23 protein-coding genes are annotated in these 24224 nt (G+C 67.7%); 17 read left to right on the top strand and 6 right to left on the bottom strand.

The window, feature by feature from the left end; translation table 11 throughout:
* Positions 1-936: 936 nt before the first annotated feature.
* The 4 genes from NC595_RS12115 (at position 937) to NC595_RS12100 (ending at position 4778) form a co-directional block, all read left to right on the top strand.
* A complete protein-coding gene (locus tag NC595_RS12115; protein ID WP_253566778.1) occupies positions 937-1392 on the top strand; it encodes a hypothetical protein in 456 nt (151 codons plus the stop codon).
* Between the two features lie 555 nt (positions 1393-1947).
* On the top strand, positions 1948-2922 hold the full coding sequence (locus tag NC595_RS12110) for an aldo/keto reductase (protein ID WP_253566776.1): 975 nt from the start codon (positions 1948-1950) through the stop codon (positions 2920-2922).
* Between the two features lie 770 nt (positions 2923-3692).
* Entirely contained in the window at positions 3693-3884 is a 192-nt protein-coding gene (locus tag NC595_RS12105) for a hypothetical protein (RefSeq protein WP_253566775.1), read from the top strand.
* A 12-nt stretch (positions 3885-3896) separates the two neighbouring features.
* Complete coding sequence (locus NC595_RS12100; protein ID WP_253566773.1) at positions 3897-4778, top strand: SPFH domain-containing protein; 882 nt, start codon at positions 3897-3899, stop codon at positions 4776-4778.
* Between the two features lie 186 nt (positions 4779-4964).
* Here NC595_RS12100 and NC595_RS12095 read toward each other — a convergent pair whose 3' ends face one another.
* The gene (locus tag NC595_RS12095) at positions 4965-5543 is read right to left on the bottom strand and encodes a TetR/AcrR family transcriptional regulator (protein WP_253566771.1); all 579 of its coding nucleotides are present in this window, start codon (positions 5541-5543) and stop codon (positions 4965-4967) included.
* Positions 5540-6217, bottom strand: a complete 678-nt coding sequence (locus NC595_RS12090; RefSeq protein WP_253566769.1) for a cupin domain-containing protein — start codon at positions 6215-6217, stop codon at positions 5540-5542. The genes NC595_RS12095 and NC595_RS12090 overlap by 4 nt, the downstream gene beginning before the upstream one ends.
* Before the next feature lie 150 nt (positions 6218-6367).
* On the opposite strand from NC595_RS12090, the gene NC595_RS12085 reads away from it, so the two are divergent.
* From NC595_RS12085 to NC595_RS12070, 4 genes are all read left to right on the top strand, one after another.
* Entirely contained in the window at positions 6368-6751 is a 384-nt protein-coding gene (locus NC595_RS12085) for a YidH family protein (protein WP_253566767.1), read from the top strand.
* A 29-nt stretch (positions 6752-6780) separates the two neighbouring features.
* Complete coding sequence (locus tag NC595_RS12080; protein WP_253566766.1) at positions 6781-7314, top strand: lipocalin family protein; 534 nt, start codon at positions 6781-6783, stop codon at positions 7312-7314.
* Positions 7315-7378: 64 nt separating this feature from the next.
* On the top strand, positions 7379-8047 hold the full coding sequence (locus tag NC595_RS12075) for a DUF4396 domain-containing protein (RefSeq protein WP_253566764.1): 669 nt from the start codon (positions 7379-7381) through the stop codon (positions 8045-8047).
* Positions 8048-8090: 43 nt separating this feature from the next.
* Positions 8091-8873, top strand: a complete 783-nt coding sequence (locus tag NC595_RS12070) for an SDR family NAD(P)-dependent oxidoreductase (RefSeq protein ID WP_253566762.1) — start codon at positions 8091-8093, stop codon at positions 8871-8873.
* Between the two features lie 22 nt (positions 8874-8895).
* Here NC595_RS12070 and NC595_RS12065 read toward each other — a convergent pair whose 3' ends face one another.
* Positions 8896-9759 carry a DUF3014 domain-containing protein gene (locus NC595_RS12065; RefSeq protein ID WP_253566760.1) on the bottom strand — a complete coding sequence of 288 codons (864 nt, stop codon included), beginning with the start codon at positions 9757-9759 and terminating at the stop codon, positions 8896-8898.
* 225 nt (positions 9760-9984) lie between these two features.
* Here NC595_RS12065 and NC595_RS12060 point away from each other — a divergent pair, with 225 nt between their 5' ends.
* The 6 genes from NC595_RS12060 (at position 9985) to NC595_RS12035 (ending at position 17476) form a co-directional block, all read left to right on the top strand.
* Complete coding sequence (locus NC595_RS12060) at positions 9985-12138, top strand: putative bifunctional diguanylate cyclase/phosphodiesterase (protein WP_253566758.1); 2154 nt, start codon at positions 9985-9987, stop codon at positions 12136-12138.
* Positions 12139-12985: 847 nt separating this feature from the next.
* Positions 12986-13738: an alpha/beta hydrolase-fold protein gene (locus NC595_RS12055; RefSeq protein WP_253566756.1), complete on the top strand. Its 753-nt coding sequence runs from the start codon at positions 12986-12988 to the stop codon at positions 13736-13738.
* A 60-nt stretch (positions 13739-13798) separates the two neighbouring features.
* Positions 13799-15205 carry a sensor domain-containing protein gene (locus NC595_RS12050; RefSeq protein WP_253566754.1) on the top strand — a complete coding sequence of 469 codons (1407 nt, stop codon included), beginning with the start codon at positions 13799-13801 and terminating at the stop codon, positions 15203-15205.
* A gap of 97 nt (positions 15206-15302) precedes the next feature.
* The gene (locus NC595_RS12045; RefSeq protein WP_253566749.1) at positions 15303-15836 is read left to right on the top strand and encodes a hypothetical protein; all 534 of its coding nucleotides are present in this window, start codon (positions 15303-15305) and stop codon (positions 15834-15836) included.
* A 44-nt stretch (positions 15837-15880) separates the two neighbouring features.
* Complete coding sequence (locus NC595_RS12040; protein ID WP_253566748.1) at positions 15881-16921, top strand: cytochrome-c peroxidase; 1041 nt, start codon at positions 15881-15883, stop codon at positions 16919-16921.
* Positions 16922-16939: 18 nt separating this feature from the next.
* Positions 16940-17476 (top strand): cytochrome b, encoded by a 537-nt coding sequence (locus tag NC595_RS12035; RefSeq protein WP_253566741.1) that lies wholly within the window; start codon positions 16940-16942, stop codon positions 17474-17476.
* Between the two features lie 10 nt (positions 17477-17486).
* Here the strand turns inward: NC595_RS12035 and panE are convergent, their stop codons facing one another.
* Positions 17487-18428 carry a 2-dehydropantoate 2-reductase gene (gene panE / locus NC595_RS12030; protein ID WP_253566740.1) on the bottom strand — a complete coding sequence of 314 codons (942 nt, stop codon included), beginning with the start codon at positions 18426-18428 and terminating at the stop codon, positions 17487-17489.
* 280 nt (positions 18429-18708) lie between these two features.
* Here panE and NC595_RS12025 point away from each other — a divergent pair, with 280 nt between their 5' ends.
* The gene (locus tag NC595_RS12025) at positions 18709-20283 is read left to right on the top strand and encodes a phospholipase D family protein (RefSeq protein WP_253566738.1); all 1575 of its coding nucleotides are present in this window, start codon (positions 18709-18711) and stop codon (positions 20281-20283) included.
* Here NC595_RS12025 and NC595_RS12020 read toward each other — a convergent pair.
* A complete protein-coding gene (locus NC595_RS12020) occupies positions 20252-21199 on the bottom strand; it encodes a DMT family transporter (protein ID WP_253566736.1) in 948 nt (315 codons plus the stop codon). The genes NC595_RS12025 and NC595_RS12020 overlap by 32 nt on opposite strands.
* Before the next feature lie 132 nt (positions 21200-21331).
* A complete protein-coding gene (locus NC595_RS12015; RefSeq protein ID WP_253566734.1) occupies positions 21332-22927 on the bottom strand; it encodes a carbohydrate-binding protein in 1596 nt (531 codons plus the stop codon).
* Positions 22928-23623: 696 nt separating this feature from the next.
* Between NC595_RS12015 and NC595_RS12010 the strand changes: the two genes are divergently transcribed.
* Entirely contained in the window at positions 23624-24028 is a 405-nt protein-coding gene (locus NC595_RS12010) for a circularly permuted type 2 ATP-grasp protein (RefSeq protein ID WP_253566732.1), read from the top strand.
* Positions 24007-24189 carry a hypothetical protein gene (locus tag NC595_RS12005; protein ID WP_253566731.1) on the top strand — a complete coding sequence of 61 codons (183 nt, stop codon included), beginning with the start codon at positions 24007-24009 and terminating at the stop codon, positions 24187-24189. Before NC595_RS12010 ends, NC595_RS12005 begins: the two co-directional genes overlap by 22 nt.
* The last annotated feature ends 35 nt before the right edge of the window (positions 24190-24224 follow it).

Below are 24224 nucleotides of genomic sequence, written 5' to 3'. Positions count from 1 at the left end.
GGCCACGCGCCACTCTCGATTACCACTGCCCTGCAGAAATGTTCATCCGTGCCATGGGCAGAGATGATCTGGCCGATGCCATCGATGGTGCACTTCTAGATTGACACCGCCAACCAAAGAGAAGGCGACCCTCCTCGGCGCTTGCCGGGCTGCGCCCGGCAAGTCCGTGAGCCGCGGCCGGGCTTTTCGACAGTGCATCCATGCACTGGCGAAAAGGCATCGGCATCCGTGGCGATGCCCCTGCGGGCCTGTCGAACACGGCTCACCGTCTCACGAGGGAGGGGGTGATCAAAAGCAAGTGCACCAGCAAGAGCCAAGAGCAAGTGCGATGGCGATAGCGTCAGCGATCGCCGAGCCTGGGCGCGCGATGCGCGCTGCTTTTGACCTCCCCTCCCCTCTGCAGCGGCAGGTGGGCGAAGGAAAAGCCCGAAGGGTGGCCGGCATGAATGCCGGCCAGTTTGACGTCAGGGCAGGATGCCCTGTCGACAAACCCCGTAGCCCACCTGCGAACCTCGTCGGTCATAGACCGGCGAGGCGCGGAAGCGGGGTGGCCTTTCTCTTGGTTACTTCTCGTTGGCCACGCAAAGAGAAGTGACTCGGCCTCCGCAGGAGGACGAAACCGCTTCTGATTGAGGATTTTCGAGTGTAAGAAGGGCGGGGCCAACCTGGACTTCGGCGTCATTCGAAATGAATCCCGTGGACAATGCGGCGTAGCTTCATCGACGATGACACACGGTAAGCCGTCAGAGTCCCCAGGACCAACGCCAACCAGGAAGGATTCCATGGAGAACAGGCAAAGGAGCTTCATCGAGCAATTCGATGCCATGCCGACCAACCTCCTGTTGCACCGCTACAAACAGGGCGGCCTCGTACCCGACGCGGCCGCGGCGCTTCTGGACGTGCTCGAAAGCAGGGGTTACTCCCGTGAGAAAGCAGATGAACAACTGCGACTTGCAGAAACTGTCGCCGTCGAGAAAGCCGTCGCGAAGCAGGAAGCCACCGAAAAAGCGCGCTCGAGCTGCTCGCCTGGCCGAGGATCCGGTGCTGAAGCGCCTGCGCGTGCTTCTTTGGGGCATCGTCTCCCCGGTCACCCTCCTCTTTGTCCTGCTGGCCATCCCGCTGCTAGGGAACTTCATCGTCATCGAAGTCGCGAGTCGGCTCGGCTGCAATCTGGGGGAGAACGCGGTTCATCCATGCCTCGTCCTCGGCCACGACATGGGGAGCTTTGTCTATGGCTACCTGGTGGACATCTTCATCCTAGGCGCCTTCAACCCCTTTTTCTCGGCAGAGCTTTTCGTGAGGTTCCTGCACGGTCTGGCCGGAATACTTTGGATGCTTGGCATCGCAGCAACCATCGTTGCCCGAACAATCCGCCGGCATTCGCTCAGTTGAACGTGAGCCGCAGTATCCGGCTGCACATCACGCCGTATCGACCGCTGACCCACCGTATCACCCCACACGCCGTCACCCTCACTTCGGCTTCCGCATGGGTTTCGTCTTTCGCCCGTGCCCTTGCCTCTGCCTACGCAGCGATGAAAGGTGCGCGCAACCGCGCGCCGCCCTTCCCTCCCCTCTGCAGCGGCGGCCGGGCGGAGGAAAAGCCCGAAGGGTGGCTCGCACGGATGCGAGCCAGTTTGGCGTCAGTCCATGGATGGACTGTCGACAAACCCCGCAGCCCGGACGCGGACCTCACCGGTCACAGACCGGTGAGGCGCGAAAGCGGGGTGGCCTTTCTCTTGGTTACTTCTCTTTGGCCACGCAAAGAGAAGTGACTCGGCCTCCGCAGGAGGACGAAACGCTCTTCGCTCTACGGATCACGGAGTCCGGAAAGAGCAAAAGACACTGGATTCCCGCTTTCGCGGGAATGACGGTGTGGTGTGTATGGTCATCGCGGCGAGCTGCATGGCGATACCCTAGAAACCCCACCCACCAGGGAACCCACTCCCCATGGAATACCGCAAACTCGGCCGCACCGGCCTGGACGTCTCCCGCCTCTGCCTCGGCTGCATGACCTACGGCGAATCCGACCGCGGCAACCACACCTGGACCCTGGACGAAGCGAGCAGCCGCCCGCTGATCCGCCAGGCGCTGGACGCCGGCATCAACTTCCTCGATACCGCCAACGTCTACTCCGCCGGCACCTCGGAGGAGTTCGTCGGCCGCGTGCTGAAGGAACACGGCCAACGCGACACCATCGTGCTGGCAACCAAGGTGCACGGGCGCATGCACGAAGGCCCGAACGGGGCGGGCCTGTCGCGCAAGGCGATCATGGCGGAGATCGATCACAGCCTGCGCCGCCTCGGCACCGACTACGTGGACCTGTACCAGATCCACCGCTGGGATCCGACCACGCCGATCGAGGAAACCATGGAGGCGCTACACGACGTGGTGAAAGCGGGCAAGGCGCGCTATATCGGCGCCTCGTCGATGTATGCGTGGCAGTTCGCCAAGGCGCAGCACGTGGCCGAGCGCCACGGCTGGACGCGCTTCGTCAGCATGCAGAACCACTACAACCTGCTGTACCGCGAGGAAGAGCGCGAGATGATGCCGCTGTGCCAGGACTCCGGCGTGGCGGTGATCCCGTGGAGCCCGCTGGCCCGCGGTCGCCTCACCCGCGCCTGGGACGAAGCGACCGAGCGCACCCGCAGCGACGAGTTCGGCAAGACGCTGTACAAGGTGCCGGACGCCGACCGGCGCGTGGTCGAGGCGGTGGCCACCGTCGCCGAGCGGCGCGGCGTGTCGAAGGCGCAGGTAGCGCTGGCATGGATGCTGTCCAAGCCGTTTGTCACCGCGCCGATCATCGGCGCCTCGAAGGCCACTCACCTGGAAGACGCTGTGGCAGCGCTGTCGCTGAAACTCGATGCCGACGAGATCAGCGCACTGGAAGCGCACTACGTGCCCCACGCGGTGTCCGGTCACTGAAACCGGGCTTGGCGGAATCGCTCACGCCAATGGGCCGTCGCCTGGCTTGCGCTAGCGATGGCTCAGCACGTGGGCGCACAACGCGATAAAACCGATCACCGTCATCGCGACATGCGCGACGACGTGTACTTGGCGAAGGCGACGCAGGTGGCTTGTCTGGGGAAACATGCTGGCTCTCCTGGCAGCGCGCGAACGCTAGCAGAAATTCGCCGCAAGCACGCGGAGAGCCGCGTCGGGAAGATGCTCTCGGCAGCACCGACATGCCGCGCTCGCCAGAGCCGTCAGCCGCGGAAGAAGCCACCCGAAGATGCAAGGCCTCGGCGTTGCGCACATGCCCCGCAAGCCGTTGCAGCACAAGGCCTCGCGTTACTTCGTAACACCTCCGATTTTTCTTTGAATGCGCGTGGGACAGGCGTAGAATTCGCAGGGTCGAATCCTTCGATTCACACACGACCATGATCACCTTCCATCCGCGTTGGGCCATCTTTGCCCGTGGGCTGTTCGCCACGCTGACCGACGTGCTTCCAACGCCCTGATCCATTCCGCGTCGTGAGTCGCGTCCCTGGGCCTGCACAGGCCTGATCCGGACGACGGCTGTCCCCTCGAATCGCGTGCATGCTGCGTCGATGCCCTCGCATCGGTCGGGCATGTGCAGCCCCTTCCCGTGAGCCCGCCCTCGATTCATGCCGCAGCGCCTTGCCGCCGCCGGCGGCGTCACCGCGCGCATCCATCGCGATGTCGCGCCTCGCTACCCAAGGGGAGAACCACCGATGCAACTGCAATCGCGCCACCACCGCGCCATCAGCCTGGGGCTGTTCGCTGTCTGCGTGGCGCTTTACCTGGGCCTTATCGGCCCGTGGCTGATCTCGGCCGCCAGCACGCTGGCGGTCGCGGCTGGCCTGGCTCTTCTGGTCGCCCTGCTCGTCTGGGCATGGCGGCTGTTTGGACGTCCATTCAACTAAGGAAAGCTCTCCATGAAATCGACTTTTACTGCCCGCACACTGGTGGGCCTGTTCGTACTCGCTCTCGCCGCGCTGTCGCTGACCCAGTGCAGCAAGGTGCCGGCCGGCAACGTCGGCGTGAAGTTCAAGCTCTACGGCGATGGCAAGGGTTCGCTGCAGGAACTGCAGCCCGGCCGCTACTGGGTGGGCTGGGGCTACGACCTGTACACCTTCCCCACCTTCACCCAGAACTACACCTGGACCCGCAGCGCCACCGAAGGCTCGCCGAACGACGAGTCGCTGACCTTCCAGACCGTGGAAGGCCTGTCGGTGAACGCGGACGTGGGCATCACTTATCACATCAACCCGGACAAGGTGACCACGATCTTCCAGAAGTACCGCAAGGGAGTGAACGAGATCACCGACATCTACCTGCGCAACATGGTGCGCGATTCGCTGGTAAAGGAGTCCAGCTCGCTGGGCATCGAGTCGGTCTACGGCCGCGGCAAGGCCTCGCTGATCCAGTCCGTGCAGGACGACGTGAGCCAGCAGGTGGGACCGACCGGCATCGTGATCGAGAAGATCTACTGGATCGGCGAACTACGCCTGCCGGCGACGGTGGTGCAGTCGATCAACGCGAAGATCCAGGCCACGCAGATGGCCGAGCAGCGCAAGAACGAGATCGCCCAGGCGCAGGCCGAGGCGGCCAAGGAAGTAGCGATGGCCGAGGGCAAGGCGAAGGCCCAGCTGGCGATCGCCGAGGCCGAAGCGCAGGCGATCCGCATGAAGGGCGACGCGCTGCGCGCCAACCCGGACATCATCCACATGATCGCGGTGGAGAAGTGGAACGGCCAGCTGCCCACGTACACCGGCGGCGGTTCGGTACCGCTGATCCAGTTGCCGGAAGCGAAGTAAGCAGGTGAAACGGCAGCGGCGACGGAGCAATCCGTCGCCGCCTTTGCTTCCGGGCAACCCGGCGACCTTTCTCGACTGTGGGAGGGGCTTCAGCCCCGACACCTCTCCATGGCGCAGCGGGAGCGTCGTGACTGAAGTCACTCCCACCACCATGCTCGCAACGGCAGTAGCACGGCTGGACCAGCCTCACCGCGCGAGACCGGCCAGCAGATGCTTGCCGACTGCCGCGGGACCTCCGCCGGAGCGACCGCCCCGCCCCACCACCATCGCGCCTTCCAGCGCCGACAGCATCAGCTCCGCGAGATTCGCCGCACGCTGCGCGGTGGTCACCTGGCCGCTTCGCTGCGCATCACGGAAGGCGGCAGCGAGCCAGGTGAGGTTGAGCTGGAAGAACCCGGCGACCGCGTCGGCGACGTCGGCCGGCAAGGCATCCGCCTCGGCGCCGAGCATGCCGCACACGCACAGGCGGCCGTCCTGCGCGTAGGTGGTGGCGAACAGCTGCACGTAGGCCTTGAGCCGCGCCAGTGGATCGCGCCGGGCCACGTCGATCGCCGCCAGTGCGGACTCGAAGCGCTCGGTGTAGCGCCGCGCCAGCGCGGCCACGAGCTCGGCCTTGGTGCGGAAGTGGTGGTGCACGCTGGGCTTGCGGATGCCCACCGCCTGCGCCACGTCGTCGAAGGAAAACCCGCCGTAGCCGCGCTGCTGGATCAGCGCCTCGGCCACGTCCATCACCCGTGCGGCGGTCCCTGCCGTGGCGGAGTTCATGCGGCGGCGTCCTCGGTGTGGGCGATCAGATGGCCGGTCTTGACCAGGATGGTGCAGCCCTCGCGGCTGAAGGGCTGATGCTGGCTCATGTGCGGGCTGCGCAGCCAGCTGCCGGCCGGGTAGCGGCCGTGCTCGTCCTCGAACACCCCCTCCACCACCAGGATCTCTTCGCCGCCGTAGTGACGATGCGGGTTGAAGTACGTGCCCGGCGCCCAGCGCACCAGTGCGGTGTGCTCGGTGCGGAAGTCGTGCAGCGGCATCACCGACAGCCCCGGCACCAGCCCCGGCAGCCACGCCTCCTCGCGGGTATGGACCACCACGCGCGCCTGGTCGATGGGATCGAAATAGCGCAGCTTCACGAACAGCACGCAGCCGCCGTCCGACCACGGTGCGTGCGCCGAGGCGGGAGGGTTGCGGATATACGAACCGGGGCCGAAACGGCCACTCTCGTCGCAGAACTCCCCTTCCAGCACGAACAGCTCCTCGCCCATCTCGTGCACGTGACGTGGAAAGTGCGAGCCCGGCGCGTAGCGCACGATGGAGGTGGCGCGGGCCACCTCGTCGCCGTCGCGTTCGAGCATCTTGCGCTGGACACCGGCGGAGGGCGACTCCACCCACTCCATCGCGGAAGCATCGACCACGGCGCGCTCGGACCAGTCGGAACGGAGTTGCATTACATCAGCCTACCTATTGGAAGGTAGACAGGATCAGGCTGTCCCGCCTCCGGGTCAAGCGCGGCACGACGCCGCGGCCTGGCGGCTGCACAAGGTGGGCACCGCCGCTTACTGCGGGTAGATTGACGGCTCTTCGACGGAGCTCCGCCCATGATCTTGCGCTTCAGCGATCACGCCGCCAACGAACGCACCTACCTGGCCTGGGTGCGTACGGCGATCACGGTGATGGCGTTCGGCTTCCTGCTGGAGCGGTTCGACATCTTCCTCGCCTACGCAAGCCACGCGATGGGCTCGACGATGCCGAAGCTGCACGTCCTCGCCTCGGAGTGGCTGGGCCTGGCGCTGCTGGCGTTCGGAGCGCTGCTGGTACTGCTGGCGACGCTGAGTTTCCACCGCAACCGCGCCGCGATCGATCGCGAGGGCAACGAGCTCTACCGCCGTGGCGGCATGGAACGCCTGCTGTCGGGCTTGCTGATCGCCATGGCGGTGTTCCTGGTGATCTACGTGGCGCAGCAGGTGGTGGCGCTGAGCTGAGCGGCCCCCGTTTCTCAAGGAGTGAATTCATGATCCGCCCCCTGTTCCTCACCGCCCTGCTGGGTGCCAGCCTGACTGCCTCCGCCGAGTCATTGCCGAACCGGCCGGTGCCCGTGCTGGACCTGACGCGCTATGCGGGCACTTGGCACGAGATCGCGCACCTGCCGATGTTCTTCCAGCGCCACTGCATCGACACCATCACCGCGACCTACACGCTGCGCCCCGACGGCACCGTCAACGTGCACAACGCCTGCCGTACCGCCAAGGGCATGGACGCGTCCGATGGCGTGGCGCGCCGCGTGGACGATCATTCCGGCGCGCTCAAGGTGCGCTTCGCCCCGGCGTGGCTCGGCTGGTTGCCGATGGTGTGGGCGGACTACTGGGTGGTGGAGCTGGACCCGCACTACCGCTGGGCCGTGGTCGGCAGCCCCAGCCGCAAGTACCTGTGGGTGCTGTCGCGCGCGTCGCGCATGGATACGGCCACGTTCCGCGGCATCCGCGAGCGCGCCGCGGCCCGGGGCTATCCGGTCGACAAGCTGGTGATGGCCGCCCCGCTGGATTGAGGGCGGCTTGATCGGGCTTCCACGGGCATCGCGGCATGCTCGGGTTTTTGCACGGAGCCTGCCGATGCCGCAGTGGCTGCACGTCCTCGCCCTGGTCTCGCTCGTCGCCGCAACGGCCTGCGCGGCCCTGATCGCCCTGGATATCGCGCTGGGTCGCCGCCAGCCGATGGCGATCATGAATCTGGTGTGGCCGATCACCGCGCTGTACGCCGGGCCGCTGGGTCTGTGGGCCTACGCGCGGATCGGCCGCGCACCCAAGCACGGCGGCCACGGCCACCCGAGTGAACGCCCCTTCGCACAGAGCGTGATGCTGGCCGCCACCCACTGCGGCAGCGGCTGCACGCTGGGCGACCTGACCGCCGAGAGCCTGTTGCTGGCGGCGCCGTTCACCCTGTTCGGCAGCGCGCTGCTGACCGGCTGGACGCTGGATTTCGTGTTCGCCTTCGTCATCGGCATCGCGTTCCAGTACTTCACGATCCGGCCAATGGGGCGGATGTCCGCCCGCGACGCCCTGCTCGCCGCGCTGAAGGCCGACACGCTGTCGCTGGTGTCCTGGCAGGTGGGCATGTACGGCTGGATGGCGATCGCCACCTTCGTCCTGTTCGGCGACACGCCGGACAAGGCCGGGCCGGTGTTCTGGTTCATGATGCAGATCGCGATGCTGGCGGGCTTCGCCACCGCCTGCCCGGTGAATGCGTGGCTGCTCAAACGCGGCATCAAGCATCCGATGTAGCGCCGGGCCGCGTACCCGAGGCACCCCTCCCCGAGCTGTTCTCATGTCCGAGCACCTGCCGCTGATCCACGGCCTCGACGGCCCCGCCCACGTGCTGGTGACCGGCGCCAGCCGCGGCATCGGGCTGGCGATCACCGAAGCGCTGCTCGCCCATCCGCAGGCGGCCAGCGTGACCGCGGTCGCCCGCAACGCCTCCGGCAGCGCCGCGCTGGCGAGATTCGGCGAAGCCGCACCCGGGCGGCTGCACCGCGCGGACGTCGACCTCACCGACGAGGCCGCGCTCGACGCCCTGTCCGGCGCCCTGGCGACCCGACATCCGTCGCTGGCGCTGGTCGTGAACGCGGCGGGCGTGCTGCACGGCGACGGCCTGCAGCCGGAGAAATCGGTGCGCGAGGTGCGGCGGCAATCGCTGGAGCAGGTGTTCGCGCTCAACGCGTTCGCGCCGGTGCTGCTGGCCCGCGCCCTGCTGCCGCTGCTGGAGCGCGGCCCTACGGTGTTCGCCTCGCTGTCGGCGCGGGTCGGCTCGATCGGCGACAACCGGCTCGGCGGCTGGTACGCCTACCGCGCCTCGAAGGCGGCACAAAACCAGCTGATGAGAACGTTCGCGATCGAGTGGTCGCGCCGCAATCGCATGGGCTGCTGCCTGCTGCTGCATCCCGGCACGGTGGACACGGCGCTGTCCGCGCCGTTCCAGAAGAACGTGCCGCCCGCGAAGCTGTTCGAACCGGCGCGGGCGGCCCGCCAGCTGCTGGCGATCATCGCCGGCGCCACGCCCGCCGACAGCGGGCGCTTCATCGCCTGGGACGGCCAGGACATCCCCTGGTGAAGGAACACCCCGGCCGCGGCGCTCAGTGCGTCGTGGTCGCGCCGGCCGGCGCGGCGGCTTCCTTGTGCAGGCCGCTGCCGACCAGCCGCGCACGCAGTTCGCGCAGCTTGGCCTTCACCGCCGCCTCGTTCGCCGCGCCGATGCGCACCATGGTGCGCTGACCGATCGACAGCGACTGCAGCGACGGATCAGCGTAGGCGAAGCCCTCCTTGTACGGCACCACGGCCAGCGGGCCGGTCGGCTCCGGCGCGGCCAGCAGGTGGTCGATCACCGCAATCAGTCGGTCGTTGAAGTACGCGTGCGGGTAGCCCAGCTCGCGGTAGGCCTGCTGGAACAGCGGGTAGCTGTGCACGTACCAGTCGACCAGCGCCTGGCTGTCGACCGCCTGCATCGCCTTGACGTAGGGCGCGTAGCGGGCAGCGTTCGCCGCATCGATGACCTTCTGGCCGTTCGCATCCTGGGTCTTCAGGCTGCCCTTGGCCGGATGCACGGGAAGGATGAACGGGCTGAGGTCCCGGCGCGGCAGCGCATCCACCGTGGCCACGATGCGCGGGATGATCGACTGGTGCACCAGCCAGCTGCCCATGTCGCTGCCCGGAGCCAACGCAGCCAGCCCCTCCAGCACGCTGGCATCGCTGTCGCCCAGCACCGGCAGCGGTGCGGTGCTGGCCGCGGCGGGGGCCGTCTGTGCCTGTTCGATCGGATGCGCGATGACCGGGGCCGTGCTGGCCGGAGCCGGAACCGGCGCCGTGGCAGCCGCGACCGGAGCCGGACGGGCCTGATCGGCCTTGCGGGCACGCTGCACCAGGAACCAGGCAGCGAACGCGATCAGGACCACTGCGATGATGGCGAATACCCAGCCACCACCCGAGGAACGCTTGCTCATGACTATGACCTTTGGCTGTGACCCGAACCACTCGACCCGGAGCGGCTGGATTCGTTCATTTGCATTCGATGGATCGACGGCATCCGGCCGACCTCCCCCCTGGTGCCGTGTCCGATGGCGCGGGTGCCCGCCCGGGAAAAGAGCCGCAGCTTTTGTCGCGGGCTTCGGTTATCGTGGCGCTGCAGGGGGGAGGCCCACATGGTAACAATCGGGAAGCGCTAGGGCATGGTCGAGGCTGCAGGTCACGCCGTCTTCGGCTACTACACGGCTGCACTCGTGGCCACTGCCTGTATTGCAGTCACCTCCAGCATCCAGTTCCTGATCATCGGCCTGCGCCAGCAGCGCGATCGCCTGTACCTCTCGTACGCGATGCTGTGCCTGAGCATCGCCAGCCTGTCTTTCTCCAATGCGCTGTTCGGTTTGTCCAGCGATCAGGCGCACGCCGTGCAGATGCTGCGCGTGATGTGTACCTCGGCAGCAGTGTCGTTTCCTTTCTTCTTCACCTTCGTGGGCACCTACACCCGGCGAGCGCTCGGCGCAAAGACACTGCTGACGATCACCGCGATCGCCGTCGCGTTCGCCGCCTACAACCAGTTCTCCCCCGGCACGATGTTCTACTCGCACATCAGTGGCATGCAGTCGGCCGAGCTGCCATGGGGCGAATGGATCACCAAGATCAACGGCGTGCCGTCACCGGTCGGCTGGACCTTCCATCTGCTGACCTACCTCGCCTTCGCCTGGGCGCTGCTGATGACCGCGCTGCAGTTCCGTCGCGGCGAGCGTCTGCCGGCCACGCTGCTGGGACTGTGCCTGCTGACCCAGTTCGCGGCACTGTTGTGGGGCGACATCGTGATCGACCTGATGGGCATGCCCTACCCCTACCTGGATGCGTTCTCGTTCCTCCCATTCGTGTTGCTGATGGGCCTGTCGATGGCCAGCCAGCTGCACCAGCGGACGCTGCAACTGGAACGGACCACGCGTCACCTGCGTGAAGAGGCGGCGACGCGGGAGCAGGCCGAGCTGAGCCTGCGCCACCTGGCCTACCACGATCCACTGACCGGCCTGCCCAACCGCCGCAGCGTGATGGACATGATGGCCGAAATGGCCGCCGAGGCGAGGCGGCACCGTGGCGCGTGCGCCGCGATGGTGATCGACCTGGACAACTTCAAGACGATCAACGACGCACTCGGCCACCACGTCGGCGACCGCCTGCTCGAAGCAGTCGCCGATCGCCTGCTCGGAGCCGTCCCTCCCGGCTCCGCGCTGGGGCGCCTTGGCGGCGATGAGTTCGTGGTGGTCATCGGCCAGTTGTCGGCGGAGGAAAGCGACGCGGCGAGCCACATCGAAGCAGTGGCCCAGCAGATACGCATGCGGCTCGCCGCACCGGTCAGCGTCGACAGCCGCGTGCTGGCCGTGGGCGCAAGCGTCGGCGTAGCGCTGTTCGGCGGGCGCGACGGCGAGCCGAACGACGTCATCCGTCGCGCCGATATCGCCCTGTACCGGGCCAAGGCCGCAGGACGCAATGCGGTTCGGCTGTTCGAGCCGGACATGCAGGTGGCCGCCGACGAGCGCCTGGAGCTCGAGCGCGGCCTGCGTGCAGCCGTCGAGCACCTGGACGACGACCACTCGTTCCAGCTGCATTTCCAGCCTCAGGTGCGGATGAATGGCCAACTGATGGGCGCCGAGGCGTTGCTGCGCTGGCGTCACCCCACGCTCGGCGACGTGTCGCCCGAGGTATTCATCCCGATCGCCGAGGAAACCGGACTGATCCACAACCTCGGTGCGTGGGTGGTCCGCCAGACCTGCGAACACATCCGCAACTGGGACGCGCAGCGGGTGGATTTCGGCGAGCACCTGGCGGTCAACGTCAGCCCCTGGCAGCTCTCCCACCCCGGCTTCGTCGACTCCATGGAGCGGGTGGTGCGCGAAGCTGGCGTGCAGCCGGGCCGGATCACCCTGGAGCTGACCGAGAGCGCGCTGCTGCAGGGTTTCGAGTCGGCCTTGCAGACGATGTATGCGCTGGCCGGCATCGGCTTCCGGCTGGCGCTGGACGACTTCGGCACCGGCTACTCATCGCTCGCGTATCTGAGCCAGTTGCCGCTGCACGAGCTGAAGATCGACCGCTCGTTCATCTGCGGGCTCCGTCCGGAGGCGCCCAGCCCACTGGCCAGCTTCATCGTCGACGTCGGCCATCGCCTGGGCATGACCACCATCGCCGAGGGCGTGGAAAGCGAGAGCCAGCGCGCCACGCTGGCCGCGCTCGGCTGTGATGGACTGCAGGGTTACCTGATCTGTCCGCCGCTGCGGCACGACGCCTTCGCGGATTGGCTCGAGAACCATGAAAGGACGCGGCAGACGGCTGCCCGGCAGGCACCCTGAAGTCTTCAGTCGATGCCCGCGCGATCGACAACCGATTGCTTCCGGCCTGCCCGGTGTTGTGGAGCGCATCGTCGGCGGCACGCACGATGAAGCGGGCGTCGACCGGCGCCGCACAGGCCAGTCAAAGGCTGACGGTGGGCGCGGCGACGCATTCGCCAGACACATGGCAGCGCCGACACCACCCTCTCGTTGGCGAACCACATGCGCCCCGCGGATCACGCGCGACCACCCCGTCCGGCGCGGAATCCACGACCCGGCCGCGGGACCAGCCCTCGATCCCCCTCGCCCCACCTGGTAACCACTCCACAACGCCGCGTCGCGACCGTGGGTGCCCAGCCGTGGCTCGCCTTCGCGACCGGGCATCAGCGCGGTGATCCCCACGTCCGCAGGGTCGCTGGGGGGGTCGAACAGCTCCTGCGCTGCCCGTTCCAGCGGGCAAGCCCATGATCCGTGCGGGTCAGTATGTGACCCTGTGGGTCCTCGATCACGCCGGGATCGTCGGAACGGACGTCCGTCGGCGTGCCAGGCACATCGCCTCGACCGAAACGCCCGGTATCCGCCGCCGCACCCGCGGGACGTGGGTGCCACGCAGCCAGAGCGAACCCTGGCCGCCGCGAAAGACCCCGGCCTGACACCCGCGGGCACGCCGTCTTGGAGACTATGCACCCGCATGGGACGAGCACGGTGAGCCAGCCGAAGCGGGGGCTGGGGCGGAGACGGAAAAACGGCGGTGGCAGCAATGCAGCACGGCGCCCGCCATCGGCCTGGCGCTGCCTCGTCCGCGCACCCGTGCTACGTTGCATCCAGCCGCGCCAGCACGAGCGCGTGCACGTGCAAGGAGCCCGACGTGCCCCGCCGTCTTGCCCGCCTACTGACCGCCCTGATCGTCTCGATCATCCTGCTCTGCGGTTGCACCTCCACCGGCGATCCACGCCGCCCGATCCCCTGCCGCCTCGTGCCATCCGGGGCCCAAGCGACGCAGCTGGTGGTGGTGCTCCCCGGCCGCGGCGACAGCATCGACGCGCTGCTGCGTCATCGCGTGGCGGAACTCGTGCAGCGTCAATGGCCCGACGCCGACGTACTGCTGACCGGGCTGACCCTTCCCTACTACCGTGCCGGGGAGGCTATCCCCCGGCTGGACCAGCAGATCGTCAGGCCGGCGCTCGACCGTTACCGGAGGGTCTGGCTGGTTGGCATCTCGCTGGGCGGCCTGGGTGCCCTGCTCTATGACCAGGCGCACCCGGGAGTGGTCCATGGACTGCTGCTGTTGTCGCCCTACCTCGGCGACGCACCGATCCACCGCGAGATCGTCGCCGCAGGTGGCCTGGCCTCCTGGAAGCCGGGCCCGGTCCGGCCGGTCGGTCCGCAGACTTTCCAGCGCGAGCTCTGGCGCGCGCTGCAGCAATGGCGGCAACGTCCCGACCGAACCGCCACGACGTGGCTGGCCTACGGCGACCGCGAACGCTTCCGCGCACCGATCGAGCTGATGTCACCACTGCTTCCGCCGGATCACGTGGTGATGCTTCCCGGCCACCACGACTGGACGCTCTGGGCGACCGCGCTGCCGTCGCTGCTTGAACGTGCCGGCGGACCGCCATGAGGTGACCCACGAGAACGGCACGCATCATGCATGCGCCCCGAGTCCCCCGAACGAACCGGCATGCCCCAGACCATGACTCCCCCCGGCTACCTCCCTCCGCTGGCCAACGTGATCGATCTGCTGGTCGATGCCGTCTGCGTGGTGAACGACCAGCATGAGTTCGTCTATGTCAGCGCGTCGAGCGAACAGATCTTCGGCTACCGCCCGGAGGAGATGATCGGCCGCCCCATGACCGACTTCATGCATCCGGACGACTGCGCGCGCACCTTCGCCCAAGTGACGTCCATCGTGGATGGCACCGCCTCGCCGCACTTCGAGAACCGCTACGTGCGCAAGGACGGCAGCGTGGTCGACGTGATGTGGACCGCCCGCCACTCGCCGGAGGACGGCGTGCGGGTGGCGGTGGCCCGCGATGTCACCGGCCGCAAGCGGTCCGAATTGCTGCAGTCGGCGCTGTACGCCATCTCCGAGGCGGCCCACGCCGCGGCCGACCTGAGCGAGCTGTTCGGCCGCGTGCACGAGATCATCGGCGGCCTGCTGCCGGCGCGGAACTGCTTCGTCGCCCTGTACGAGGAACTCGAGGGAACCATCAGCTTCCCCTACTTCGTCGACGAATTCGACGCCCCACCCGAGCCGCGCCGGCTCGATTCCGGGACGCTCAGCGGGGAGGTCATCCGCAACGGGAAACCCTTGCTGTTCCGATCCGACGATGCCGAGCATCCGTACGAATGCGTGCGTGCGGTCATCGCCGGCCGCCCACCCGGCCACGCGCCACTGGCCTGGCTAGGCGTCCCGCTGATCGCTCCGCGCGGCGTGATCGGGGCACTGGTGGTGCAGAGCTACAGCGGCGAGGTGACCTACGGGGAGAACGATCTGCAACTGCTGCAGTTCGTCTCCACCCAGGTCGCGGCGGCGATCGAGCGCAAGCAGATCCAGGCCCAGCTCAACCATCTGGCGCTTTACGACCACCTCACCGACCTGCCCAATCGCACACTGCTGCGCGACCGGCTGGCGAATGCGCTGTCGCTGGCCCGGCGTGAGGTCGGCCGCGTCGCCATGCTGTTCCTCGATCTGGACCGCTTCAAGGACATCAACGACCAGCAGGGCCACGGCGCCGGCGACCAGCTGTTGCAGGAAGTCGCCAGGCGCCTGACCGGCTGCGTGCGCGAGTCGGACACCGTGGCGCGCCTGAGCGGGGACGAATTCGCCGTGCTGCTGCCGCGGATCGAGCGGCACGAGGACGCGTTGCGCGTGGCCGAGAAGCTGCGCCGCGCGATGCACCTGCCGTTCGCCATGAAAGGCGGATCGGTTCGGGTATCGGCCAGCATCGGGATCGCGCTGTATCCCGATCACGGAGAGAGCGAGGACGCCCTGCTCAGGCTCGCCGACGACGCCATGTACGCGGCGAAACGACGCGGCGGCAATCGCCTGCTGATGAGCATGGTGCCGCCTGCCGTGGACGACTAGGTCGGGCGCGAAAGGCGCCATTGTTGACCAGCATCAAAAAGACCCGCGAGCCGGGCGCGATAGTGGGGCATCCGACACCCCACATGGAACTCCCGTCATGCGCCCACCCGTCCTGCTCTCCCTCGCGGCCGCCACCCTCTCGCTGGCCTGCAGCCTGCCGTCGCCGGCCTTTTCCGCCGGACAGCAGGGCCGTCCCGTCGCCGGCAGCACGTCGGGCGGCAAAACCATCTACGGATCGCAGCTGATGACTCCGGCCGAACGCAATGCCTACCGGCAGCAGATGCGCAGCCTGAAGACGGTGCAGGAGCGCGAGGCGTTCCGCGCGCAGCACCACGAGCAGATGCAGCAGCGCGCCAAGGAGCGCGGCATGCAACTGCCCGACATGCCGCCCGCCGGGGGCGCGCGCGGAGGCATGGGACCGGGCATGGGGCCGGGCATGAACAAAGGCATGGGACGGGGGATGAACCAGGGGCTTGGGCCGGGCATGCAGCCCACGCAGACCCAGCAGGAAACCCGCGAGCGCACCCGGCCGCAGACGCCGTCGTCGTCAGGCAAGGGCGAGCCGTCGCGCACGCAGACCGAGCAGGAGCAGCGCGAACGCAGCACGGGTGACGACAGCGGCGGCAACTGATTGCGCGCCCCGCTTTCCTTTCCCGCCGCCGGAGGAACGATGCCATGCGATCACTTTCCCTCATCGCGTCACTGTCGCTGGCCAGCCTGCTGGCCGCACCCGCCTGGTCGCAGTCGGACCTGCAGCACCAGGCTCAGCAGCTGTTCAAGCCGATCCCCTCGACGCCGCCGGCCCTGCCGGGCAATCCGGCAACGGCGCAGCGCGTGGCGCTGGGCAAGATGCTCTATTTCGATCCGCGCCTGTCCGAGAGCCACGCGATCAGCTGCAACTCGTGCCACATGGTCGGCATGGGCGGTGTGGACCTGCAGGAAACCTCGCTCGGCCACCGCTGGCAGCACGGTGGCCGCAACGCGCCCACGGTATACAACGCGGTGTTCGACATCGCCCAGTTCTGGGACGGCCGGGCCAAGGATCTCGAGCAGCAGGCCGGTGGCCCGCTGGTGAACCCGGTGGAGATGGATACCACGGAGGCCCACGTGGTCGAGCAACTGCGTGCCATCCCGGGCTATGTCCAGGCGTTCGCCAAGGCTTTCCCCGGGGGAAGCGAGGCGATCACGTTCGAGAACATCCGTCGTGCCATCGCCTTGTTCGAAGCCACGCTGATCACCCCGAACGCGCCGTTCGACCGCTATCTGAAAGGCGATGCCAGGGCGCTCGATGGGAGCCAGCGCGAGGGGCTGGCACTGTTCATCAACAAAGGCTGTGCCGCCTGCCACGCCGGCATCAACGTGGGTGGTGCCATGTATGCGCCATTCGGCGTGGTCGAACGTCCCGGTGCGGAGATCCTGCCGCCGGACGATCGCGGCCGCTTCGCGGTGACCAAGACGGCGAGCGATGCCTACGTGTTCCGCGTGCCGTCCCTGCGCAACGTCGCGCTGACGCCGCCGTACTTCCACTCGGGCAAGGTATGGGACCTGCGCCAGGCGGTGGCGGTGATGGGCAGCAGCCAGCTCGGGGCCCAGCTCACGGATGCGGAGATCGACAGCATCACCGCCTTCCTCGGCAGCCTCTCCGGCGACCAGCCGCAGGTCACCTTGCCGATCCTGCCGCCCAGCGTCGCCACCACGCCACGCCCCAAACCCTGAGCCCGAGGCCTTCGACCGATGCACGCACCTGCCCGCAACCGCTACTCCGCGACGGTCCGCTGGGCCCATTGGCTGACCGTGCTGGCCGTTGTGGCGGCCTACCTGCTGGTGGAACTGGGAGATGACGAAGACCATGGCGGCACCGTCGGGTCTGCCATGCAGGGGCACTACCTGGCCGGGCTGGTGGTGCTGGCATTGCTGGCGGTCCGCGTGCTCGGCATGGCGCTCGGGCCGCGGCCGCCCATCGTTCCCGCACCCGGCCGCCTTTCCGTGCTGGCGGCACGGATCACGCACCTGGCGCTGTACCTGTTCCTGCTTGCGCAGCCGGTGCTCGGCATCCTGGCCGTGAACTACGCCGGCGAGGCGGTCACGCTGCCATGGTCGGGCACGCCCCTGCCTGCGCTGGTGCATGCCGACCCGGGCGCACGGAAACTCGTCGAGGAACTGCATGAATCGCTCGGCGAGATCTTCTACTGGCTGATCGGCCTGCACGTGGCCGCTGCGCTGTGGCACCACTTCGTGAAAGGAGACAACACGCTGCGCCGGATGCTGTAGCCGCCGGCGGTCAAGCGCCCTGCCGGCGCGTCTCGCAAGCCTGCAGATGCACCCAGGCCAGATCCAGCAAAGGCGCGGCCTGGCCCGCACCGCGGGCACGCCGCAGCATGTCGCCGACAATGTGCGCGCCCTCGGTACGCTGGCCGCTCTCCAGGTCGCGCAACATCGATGCGGTGACGCTGGAGCCGGCCTGGGTCAGCATCCCCAGCGCCTTGTCCCGGGCCTCGGCAGGAATCGAGTGGCCCGCGGCCTCCGCCACGGCCAGGCATTCGCCATAAAGCCCCTCGATGAAGGCGTGGCCGCCCTCGGCGGCGACGATATCGCCGATGCTCGCCCGCATCAGGCAGGTGGCGCCTGCGAGTGCGGTGAGGAAGGCGAACTTGATCCACTGGTCGAGTGCGATGTGCTCCGAGTAATGATGGTCCACGCCCGCCGCCGCGAAGGCATCTGCCAGCACCTGGCAACGCGCACTGCGCGGATCGCCGGACCGCTCGCCGAATGTCACCGAGGCCGGCCGCCCCAGGTGCAGTACCTCGCCAAGAGTGCTCTTGGTGGCGCTGATGAAGCACAGGCCGCCGAGCACACGCTGCTTGTCGAAACGCTCGTCCAGCGACTCGTAGTGCTTCAGACCGTTGAGGATCGGCCAGACCGTGGTGCCCTCGCCCACCGCCGGCGCGATCGCGTCGATCGAGGAATCCAGGTCGTAGGCCTTGCAGCTCAGCAGCACCATGTCGAACGGCTGCGCCGCAGCAACTCCGGCCAGCTGCGGGGCGGTGAGGTAGCGCACCGGGAACCGGGCGTCGCCCAGCGGACTGCGGATCACCAGCCCGTCACGATCCAGCTGGGCCGCACGGGCCTCGCGCACCAGGAAGGTCACGTCCGCACCGGACTGTGCCAGGCGGCCACCGAAATAACCGCCGGTGCCACCGGCACCGAGAACGAGCATGCGCATGGAAAACTCCGGATGGGGGATCAGGGACCTACCAGTGTAGATGCTGCACGCGCACATGGACCTAAGACCGTGCCCGGGAAACGACGTTGCGGGCCGCCCTGCACAGCCGGACCGTCCGCGCCACGCATACAACCGTGAATGCGCGATGATCCGGCCTGCACCGGTGCTCCGCCGGATCGCGCCCTGTTCACGACAGCCTCGTCAAGCTGCTCTGTCAAGCTGCTCGCCACGCCACGGGAACCGGGCGCGATGCGGCGCGACCGCAACGAAGAGGTACGCCATGCGTCGGAACCTGCCGAAACTCGCGATCCTCCTGCTCGCCGCACTGGCGCTGGATGGCTGCGCCACCCTGCGCAAGGATTTCGCGAAGCATCCGTCGACCGCCCTCCCGCCGCAGCACGACACTCCGAGCACGCGCTATGTGCACCGGGAGGTGTCCAGGCACGGCAACCTCTCCGGCTTCCGCCTGCTGACCTTCAGCACCAATGCGTTGATGAGCCGGGTGGCACTGGCCGACCACGCCGAGCACACCATCGACCTGCAGTACTACATCTTCGCCGACGACGACACCGGCCGGCTGGTCGCGCAACGACTGCTCGCCGCCGCCGACCGCGGCGTGCGCGTCCGGCTGCTGCTGGACGACATCAACGTGGGGAGCGAGATCGACATGCTCGACGCGCTCGACGCCCATCCGAACATCGAGGTGCGGCTGTTCAACCCATTCGGCACCCAGGCCCGCTCGGGACTGGCCAAGGCTGCGCAGTTCGTGCTCGACGGCAGCCGGCTCAACCATCGCATGCACAACAAGTCCTTCATCGTGGACAACAGCGTCGCGGTGATCGGCGGGCGCAACATCGGCGATGACTACTTCGACGCCGGGCAGAACACCCACTTCCGCGACCTCGACCTGATCGCCATCGGCCCGGTTGTGAGACAGGCATCGCAGGCCTTCGATACCTATTGGAACTGCGACGCGGCCTACCCGGTGAAGGCCTACAGCGGGAAACACGCCGGCCCCGCCGACCTGGCCCGGCTGCGCGAGCAGCTGGCGCAGCACGCGCGCAAGTTCGCCCAAAGCGATTATGCCCAGGCCACGCTCGACCAGCTTCCGCACGGCCCATCCGGCGACCGGCCCGGCAAGTGGTTCTGGGGGCACGCGGTGCTGGTGGCCGACCAGCCGGCCAAGATCGAAGCCGACGGCGACGACCCGCAACTGCGCATTGGCCCAGACATCAAGGCGATGATGGATGGCGCGAAACACGATGTGCGGCTGATCTCGCCCTACTTCATCCCCGGCGACGACGGCACGGCATTCCTCACCGGCATTGCCGCGCGCGGAGTGCGCGTGCAGGTGCTGACCAATTCGCTGGCATCCACCGATGAACCGGCCGTGCATGCCGGTTACTCGCGCTACCGCCTGCCGCTGCTGCGCGGCGGCGTCGAGCTGTATGAACTGCGCCCGCAAGCGGGTGCGAAGCAGCCGGCCACGGATGCCGGCAAGTCGTCCGGCGTGAGCCTGCATGCCAAGGCGATCGTGGTGGATTCGCACGAAACCTTCATCGGTTCGATGAACATGGACGAGCGCTCCAAGCTGCTCAACACCGAGATGGGTATCATCGTCGACAACGCGCCGCTGGCTGAGGCGGTGAGCCAGTTCTTCGATTCGGCGACGGCGCCGAGCCGCGCCTGGCGCGTGATGTTGGACCCGGCCAAGCCGCGCCAGCAGGCGTCGCTCGTCTGGCGCGGCATGGACAACGGGAAGATGGTCGACCTGACCAGCGAACCGGACGCGACCACCGGTCGCAAGGTCGAGGTCGGCCTGATCAAGCTGCTGCCGGTGGAGAACCTGCTCTAGGGGCACGGTTGACCAGCCACAGTCCGCCGGCGATCGCCGCACCGCCCAGCCACTGCGATGGTGCCAACGTGGTGTGCAGCACGACGAAGCTCAGCAGTACCGCAAACAGCGGTGCCAGGAACAGCCAACCGCTGGCGTGGGTGGCGCCGCCCCGGCGCAGCGCCACGAACCACAGTCCGAACGATCCGGCCGAGGCCGGCATCGCCAGCCAGGCGAACCAACCCCAATCGCGCAGGGCGAACCCGGCCGGCCAGCGTTCGCCGCTGGCACGCGCCAGCGCCAGCAACACCAGCGCTCCCACCAGCATCTGCCAGAAGTTCAAGGCCAACCCACCGATCGGCAACGCCGCGCGCTTGTTCACCGTTGTCGCCATCGCCCAGCACACCGCCGACGCCAGGCAGCACAACTCGCCGGCCAGGGCCGCTCGCTGGCCCTGCAACAGCGCACCCGGACCGATCGCCAGCGCCACGCCGACCATGCCGAGCACGAGCCCGCCGAGTCGCACTGCGCCAAGGCGCTCATGCAGGAACAGCCGCCCCAGCAGTGCCACCCAGATCGGATTGCTGAACAACAGGATCGCCGCCGCCGCGGCCGGGATCGTGCGCATGCCGACGAACAGCAGGCCCATCACGGCGGCGGTCTGCAGCAGCCCGATCGCCGCCACCACCGGCACATGCCTCGCGCGCATGCCGGAAGGCCACAGCACCCTGGCCAGCGGCATCCTGCCGGCCAGCAGCAACGGTAGCGTCGCCAGCGCCGCCACCAGGAACCGCCATCCGACCAGCAGGATCGCCGGCACGCCCTGCGACAGCAGGATCTTTCCGGCGATGAAACTCGAACCCATCAGGAAGGTGGCCCCCAGCAACAGGGCGTAGAAGCCGGGATCCGGCGCGTGCCGGTGCTGCGGGGTGGTCATCGGGAGGCCGGCGGACAGTGCATGGTCTACCACGCTAGCGAGCGCGCGTGCCCGGTGTCGACACGGCCTTGGTCGAACGCGAAACGCGCGGGCCCGGCCTCCACCGGGCCCGCGCAATGCCGGTGCTGCGGATCAGCGCCCCAGGTCGGACAGGAAGCGCTTGCTGTATTCCAGCGAGGTGGTGCCGTTGACCGAGTTGCACACCGGCGAGGCGTAGCCGGTGCTGCCGCCCGAACACGGCGTATCGCGGTCCAGCGACCAGAAGTGCACGCCAACCAGCCCGGCGTTGATCGCGTAGCTGGTCATCGTATCCACGTCGGCCGTGGTGAAGACCTCGCTGCTCACGTCGTTGGTGCCGATCATCGGGGTCAGCTCGATGTGGCTGGCCGGCACGCCGTAGGTGTGCTCGAGGTTGGTCACCGCCTGGATCGCCGACTGCCCCATGTTGCACTGGCCGTTGGCGACCACGCACACGCCGGGGCTCGCCGCGCCGAAGTCCATCACCATCAGGTTGATGGTGTAGTTCTGCAGCGAAGACGCCATGACCGCGCGGACCACCATGTCGCCCAGGCTGTTGACGCCGCCGTAGCTGCCGTCCGATGCCGCCAACGTCGCCAGGGTGAAGGAGAAGCGCAGGTTCGGGTACAGGCCCTGGGCGTAGACCGCGCCGGCGACCAGGTTGTTGATGGTGGACTGGTTCTGCCCGCCCTCGATGTCGAAGTCCACGCCGACCATGTGCGAGGTGTAGTAGCGGGAAATGAACTGCGCCATGCCCGCAGGGGACCCGCAAGTGAAGCTGCCCGCCTGGCCGCCCGTGGACACCACGTAGTTGACCCCGGCATTGGCCAGCGGCTGAATGTTGGCCGTGGCGAAATTCGCCGCCGGGATGCCGCCCCAGCTTTCGCTGCCGCATTCGCCCGAGGCGAATGCCAGGGTGATCGCGCCAATGTTGGGCAGGTAGTCGGACACCAGGCTGCCGCTACCGACCACCGGGATCGGCGAGCCGGTGGCTGCCGCGGTGCGCATGGTGTTGGTGTTCCAGTCCAGGTTGATGGTCACGTCCTTGTAGGGACTGAACAGCAGGCTGCCCGGTGCCGGGCCGCCCGTGCCTCCCGTGCCTCCCGTGCCGCCAGTCCCCCCGGTACCTCCCGTGCCACCGGTGCCTCCCGTACCGCCGGTGCCACCACTGCCGGAGCCATCGCAGCTGCCCTGCGATGTCCACGGCTGCGCCGAACCCGTCGGACCACTGTGGGTGGCCGGATCGTCGCCCTGGGTCCACCAGTTCGCCACGTAGTTCACGCCGTTCTCGCTGGCGGTGTTGCCGCCGGTGTAGACCGTACCCGCGCTCCAGGCGGTGGCGCAGGTCGAACCGGAACCACCGCCGGAACCGCCGGAACCACCGGTGCCCCCCGTCCCGCCAGAGCTGCCGCCGCAGCTGCCCTGCGACGTCCACGGCTGCCCGGAACCCGAACCACCGCTGTGGGTGGCCGGATCGTCGCCCTGGGTCCACCAGTTGGCCACGTAGTTCACGCCGTTCTCGCTGACCGTCGCGCCACCGGAATAGGCGGTGCTGGCGCTCCAGCCGGCGGCGCACGTGGCGACCGTCTGCGCGTGCAGCGGCTGTACCGGCACGGCCGCCAGCAGTCCTGCCGAGATCACCGAGCCACCCAGGCTGCCGAGCACGCCGAGGGCGAGCCGGGAAAGGGAATTCGATCGCTTCACAAGCATGGGATTTCCTCCAGATTGAAATTCATCGCTGCGTGGAATGACCTGGCGATGCCACGACCGGCTTCCTCCGGTCGACGGGGAAGCTCGCCGTCGCGTCCTTGCTGCTACCGCATGTCTGAGGTGTTGCCCGCCCTTGGTACTCCCGAAATGACAACGTTGTCTATATGACTTTTTCCGAACTGTGACCGGACGCCTCATCCGTCCAGGTCGCCCAGGCAGACAGGTGCAGGCGCACCATGCCGGATAGCAAGGCCACGCTAAAAATCCTCGGACATTTACGCTGCGATGCGGAACTTCTGCGCCTCGACCCACCAGCGCACCGGCGAAGCGGCATCACCTCGCCTTTTCAAACCTGAAATGACAACGATTGTCATAATTGACCCAGAAACATCGCCACGCTGCCAGCATCGGGCGTACAGGCACCCGTTACCCCACATCAACAGGGCACCTGGCAAGGGATGGCGAATGTCTGGAGATCAGCCGTCTGGACGTCCGTAAGCTTGCGCCTGCTCGACTTTGCCGACGGCGACCGCCACGGTCGAAGTCCGTCTCGGAGGGGATGCCACGGGTGTCTGCAGCGACGGCTTTCGACGAGATGGGCTGGCCCGACGACGTACGTACGCCGTACGCCCTGATCGACGCCTGGCTGCGCAACACCCACCGGACCAGCCCGCGCTCAAGCGTCGCGAGGCCGAGGTGCGGTTCCGCCGCATCGGCATCACCTTCGCCGTCTGCACCGAGGGCGGCGACGCCGAACGCCTGATCCCGTTCGACCCGATCCCGCGGGTGCTGGCCCAGGCCGAATGGTGCAACCTGCGGCGGGGCCTGGAGCAGTGCGCGTGTGCGCTCGACGCCTTCATGCACGACGTCTACCACGACTGCGAGATCATCCGCGCTGGTCGCGTGACAGAGCGACTGGTGCTGCACAACAGCCAGTTCCGTCCGGAAATGTGCGGGATGGACCTGCCGGGCCGGATGTACGGGCGCATCTGCGGCATTGACAGGGTGCGCGTCGGCCCGGACGACTACTACGTGCCGGAGGACGACTGCCGCCCCCCCCCCCCTCCGGCGTCTACTACATGCTGGAGAACCGCGAGGTGATGCTGCGGCTGTTCCTGGACCTGTTCCGCCGCAACACGGTGGCGCCGGTGGCGCACTACCCGGACGAGCTGCTGGACACGCTGCACGGTGGCGCCGCCGAATTGCCCGGGCGAGCCCACCATCGTGCTGCTCACCCCGGCATCCACAACAGCGCCTATTAAGAGCACGTCTTCCTCGCCGACGAGATGGGCATCGA

Source organism: Dyella lutea, from assembly GCF_024158035.1.
GTDB lineage: Bacteria > Pseudomonadota > Gammaproteobacteria > Xanthomonadales > Rhodanobacteraceae > Dyella_A > Dyella_A lutea.
Note: the sequence above shows the minus strand (reverse complement) of the source record. Positions and strands in the feature narration are given on the sequence as shown.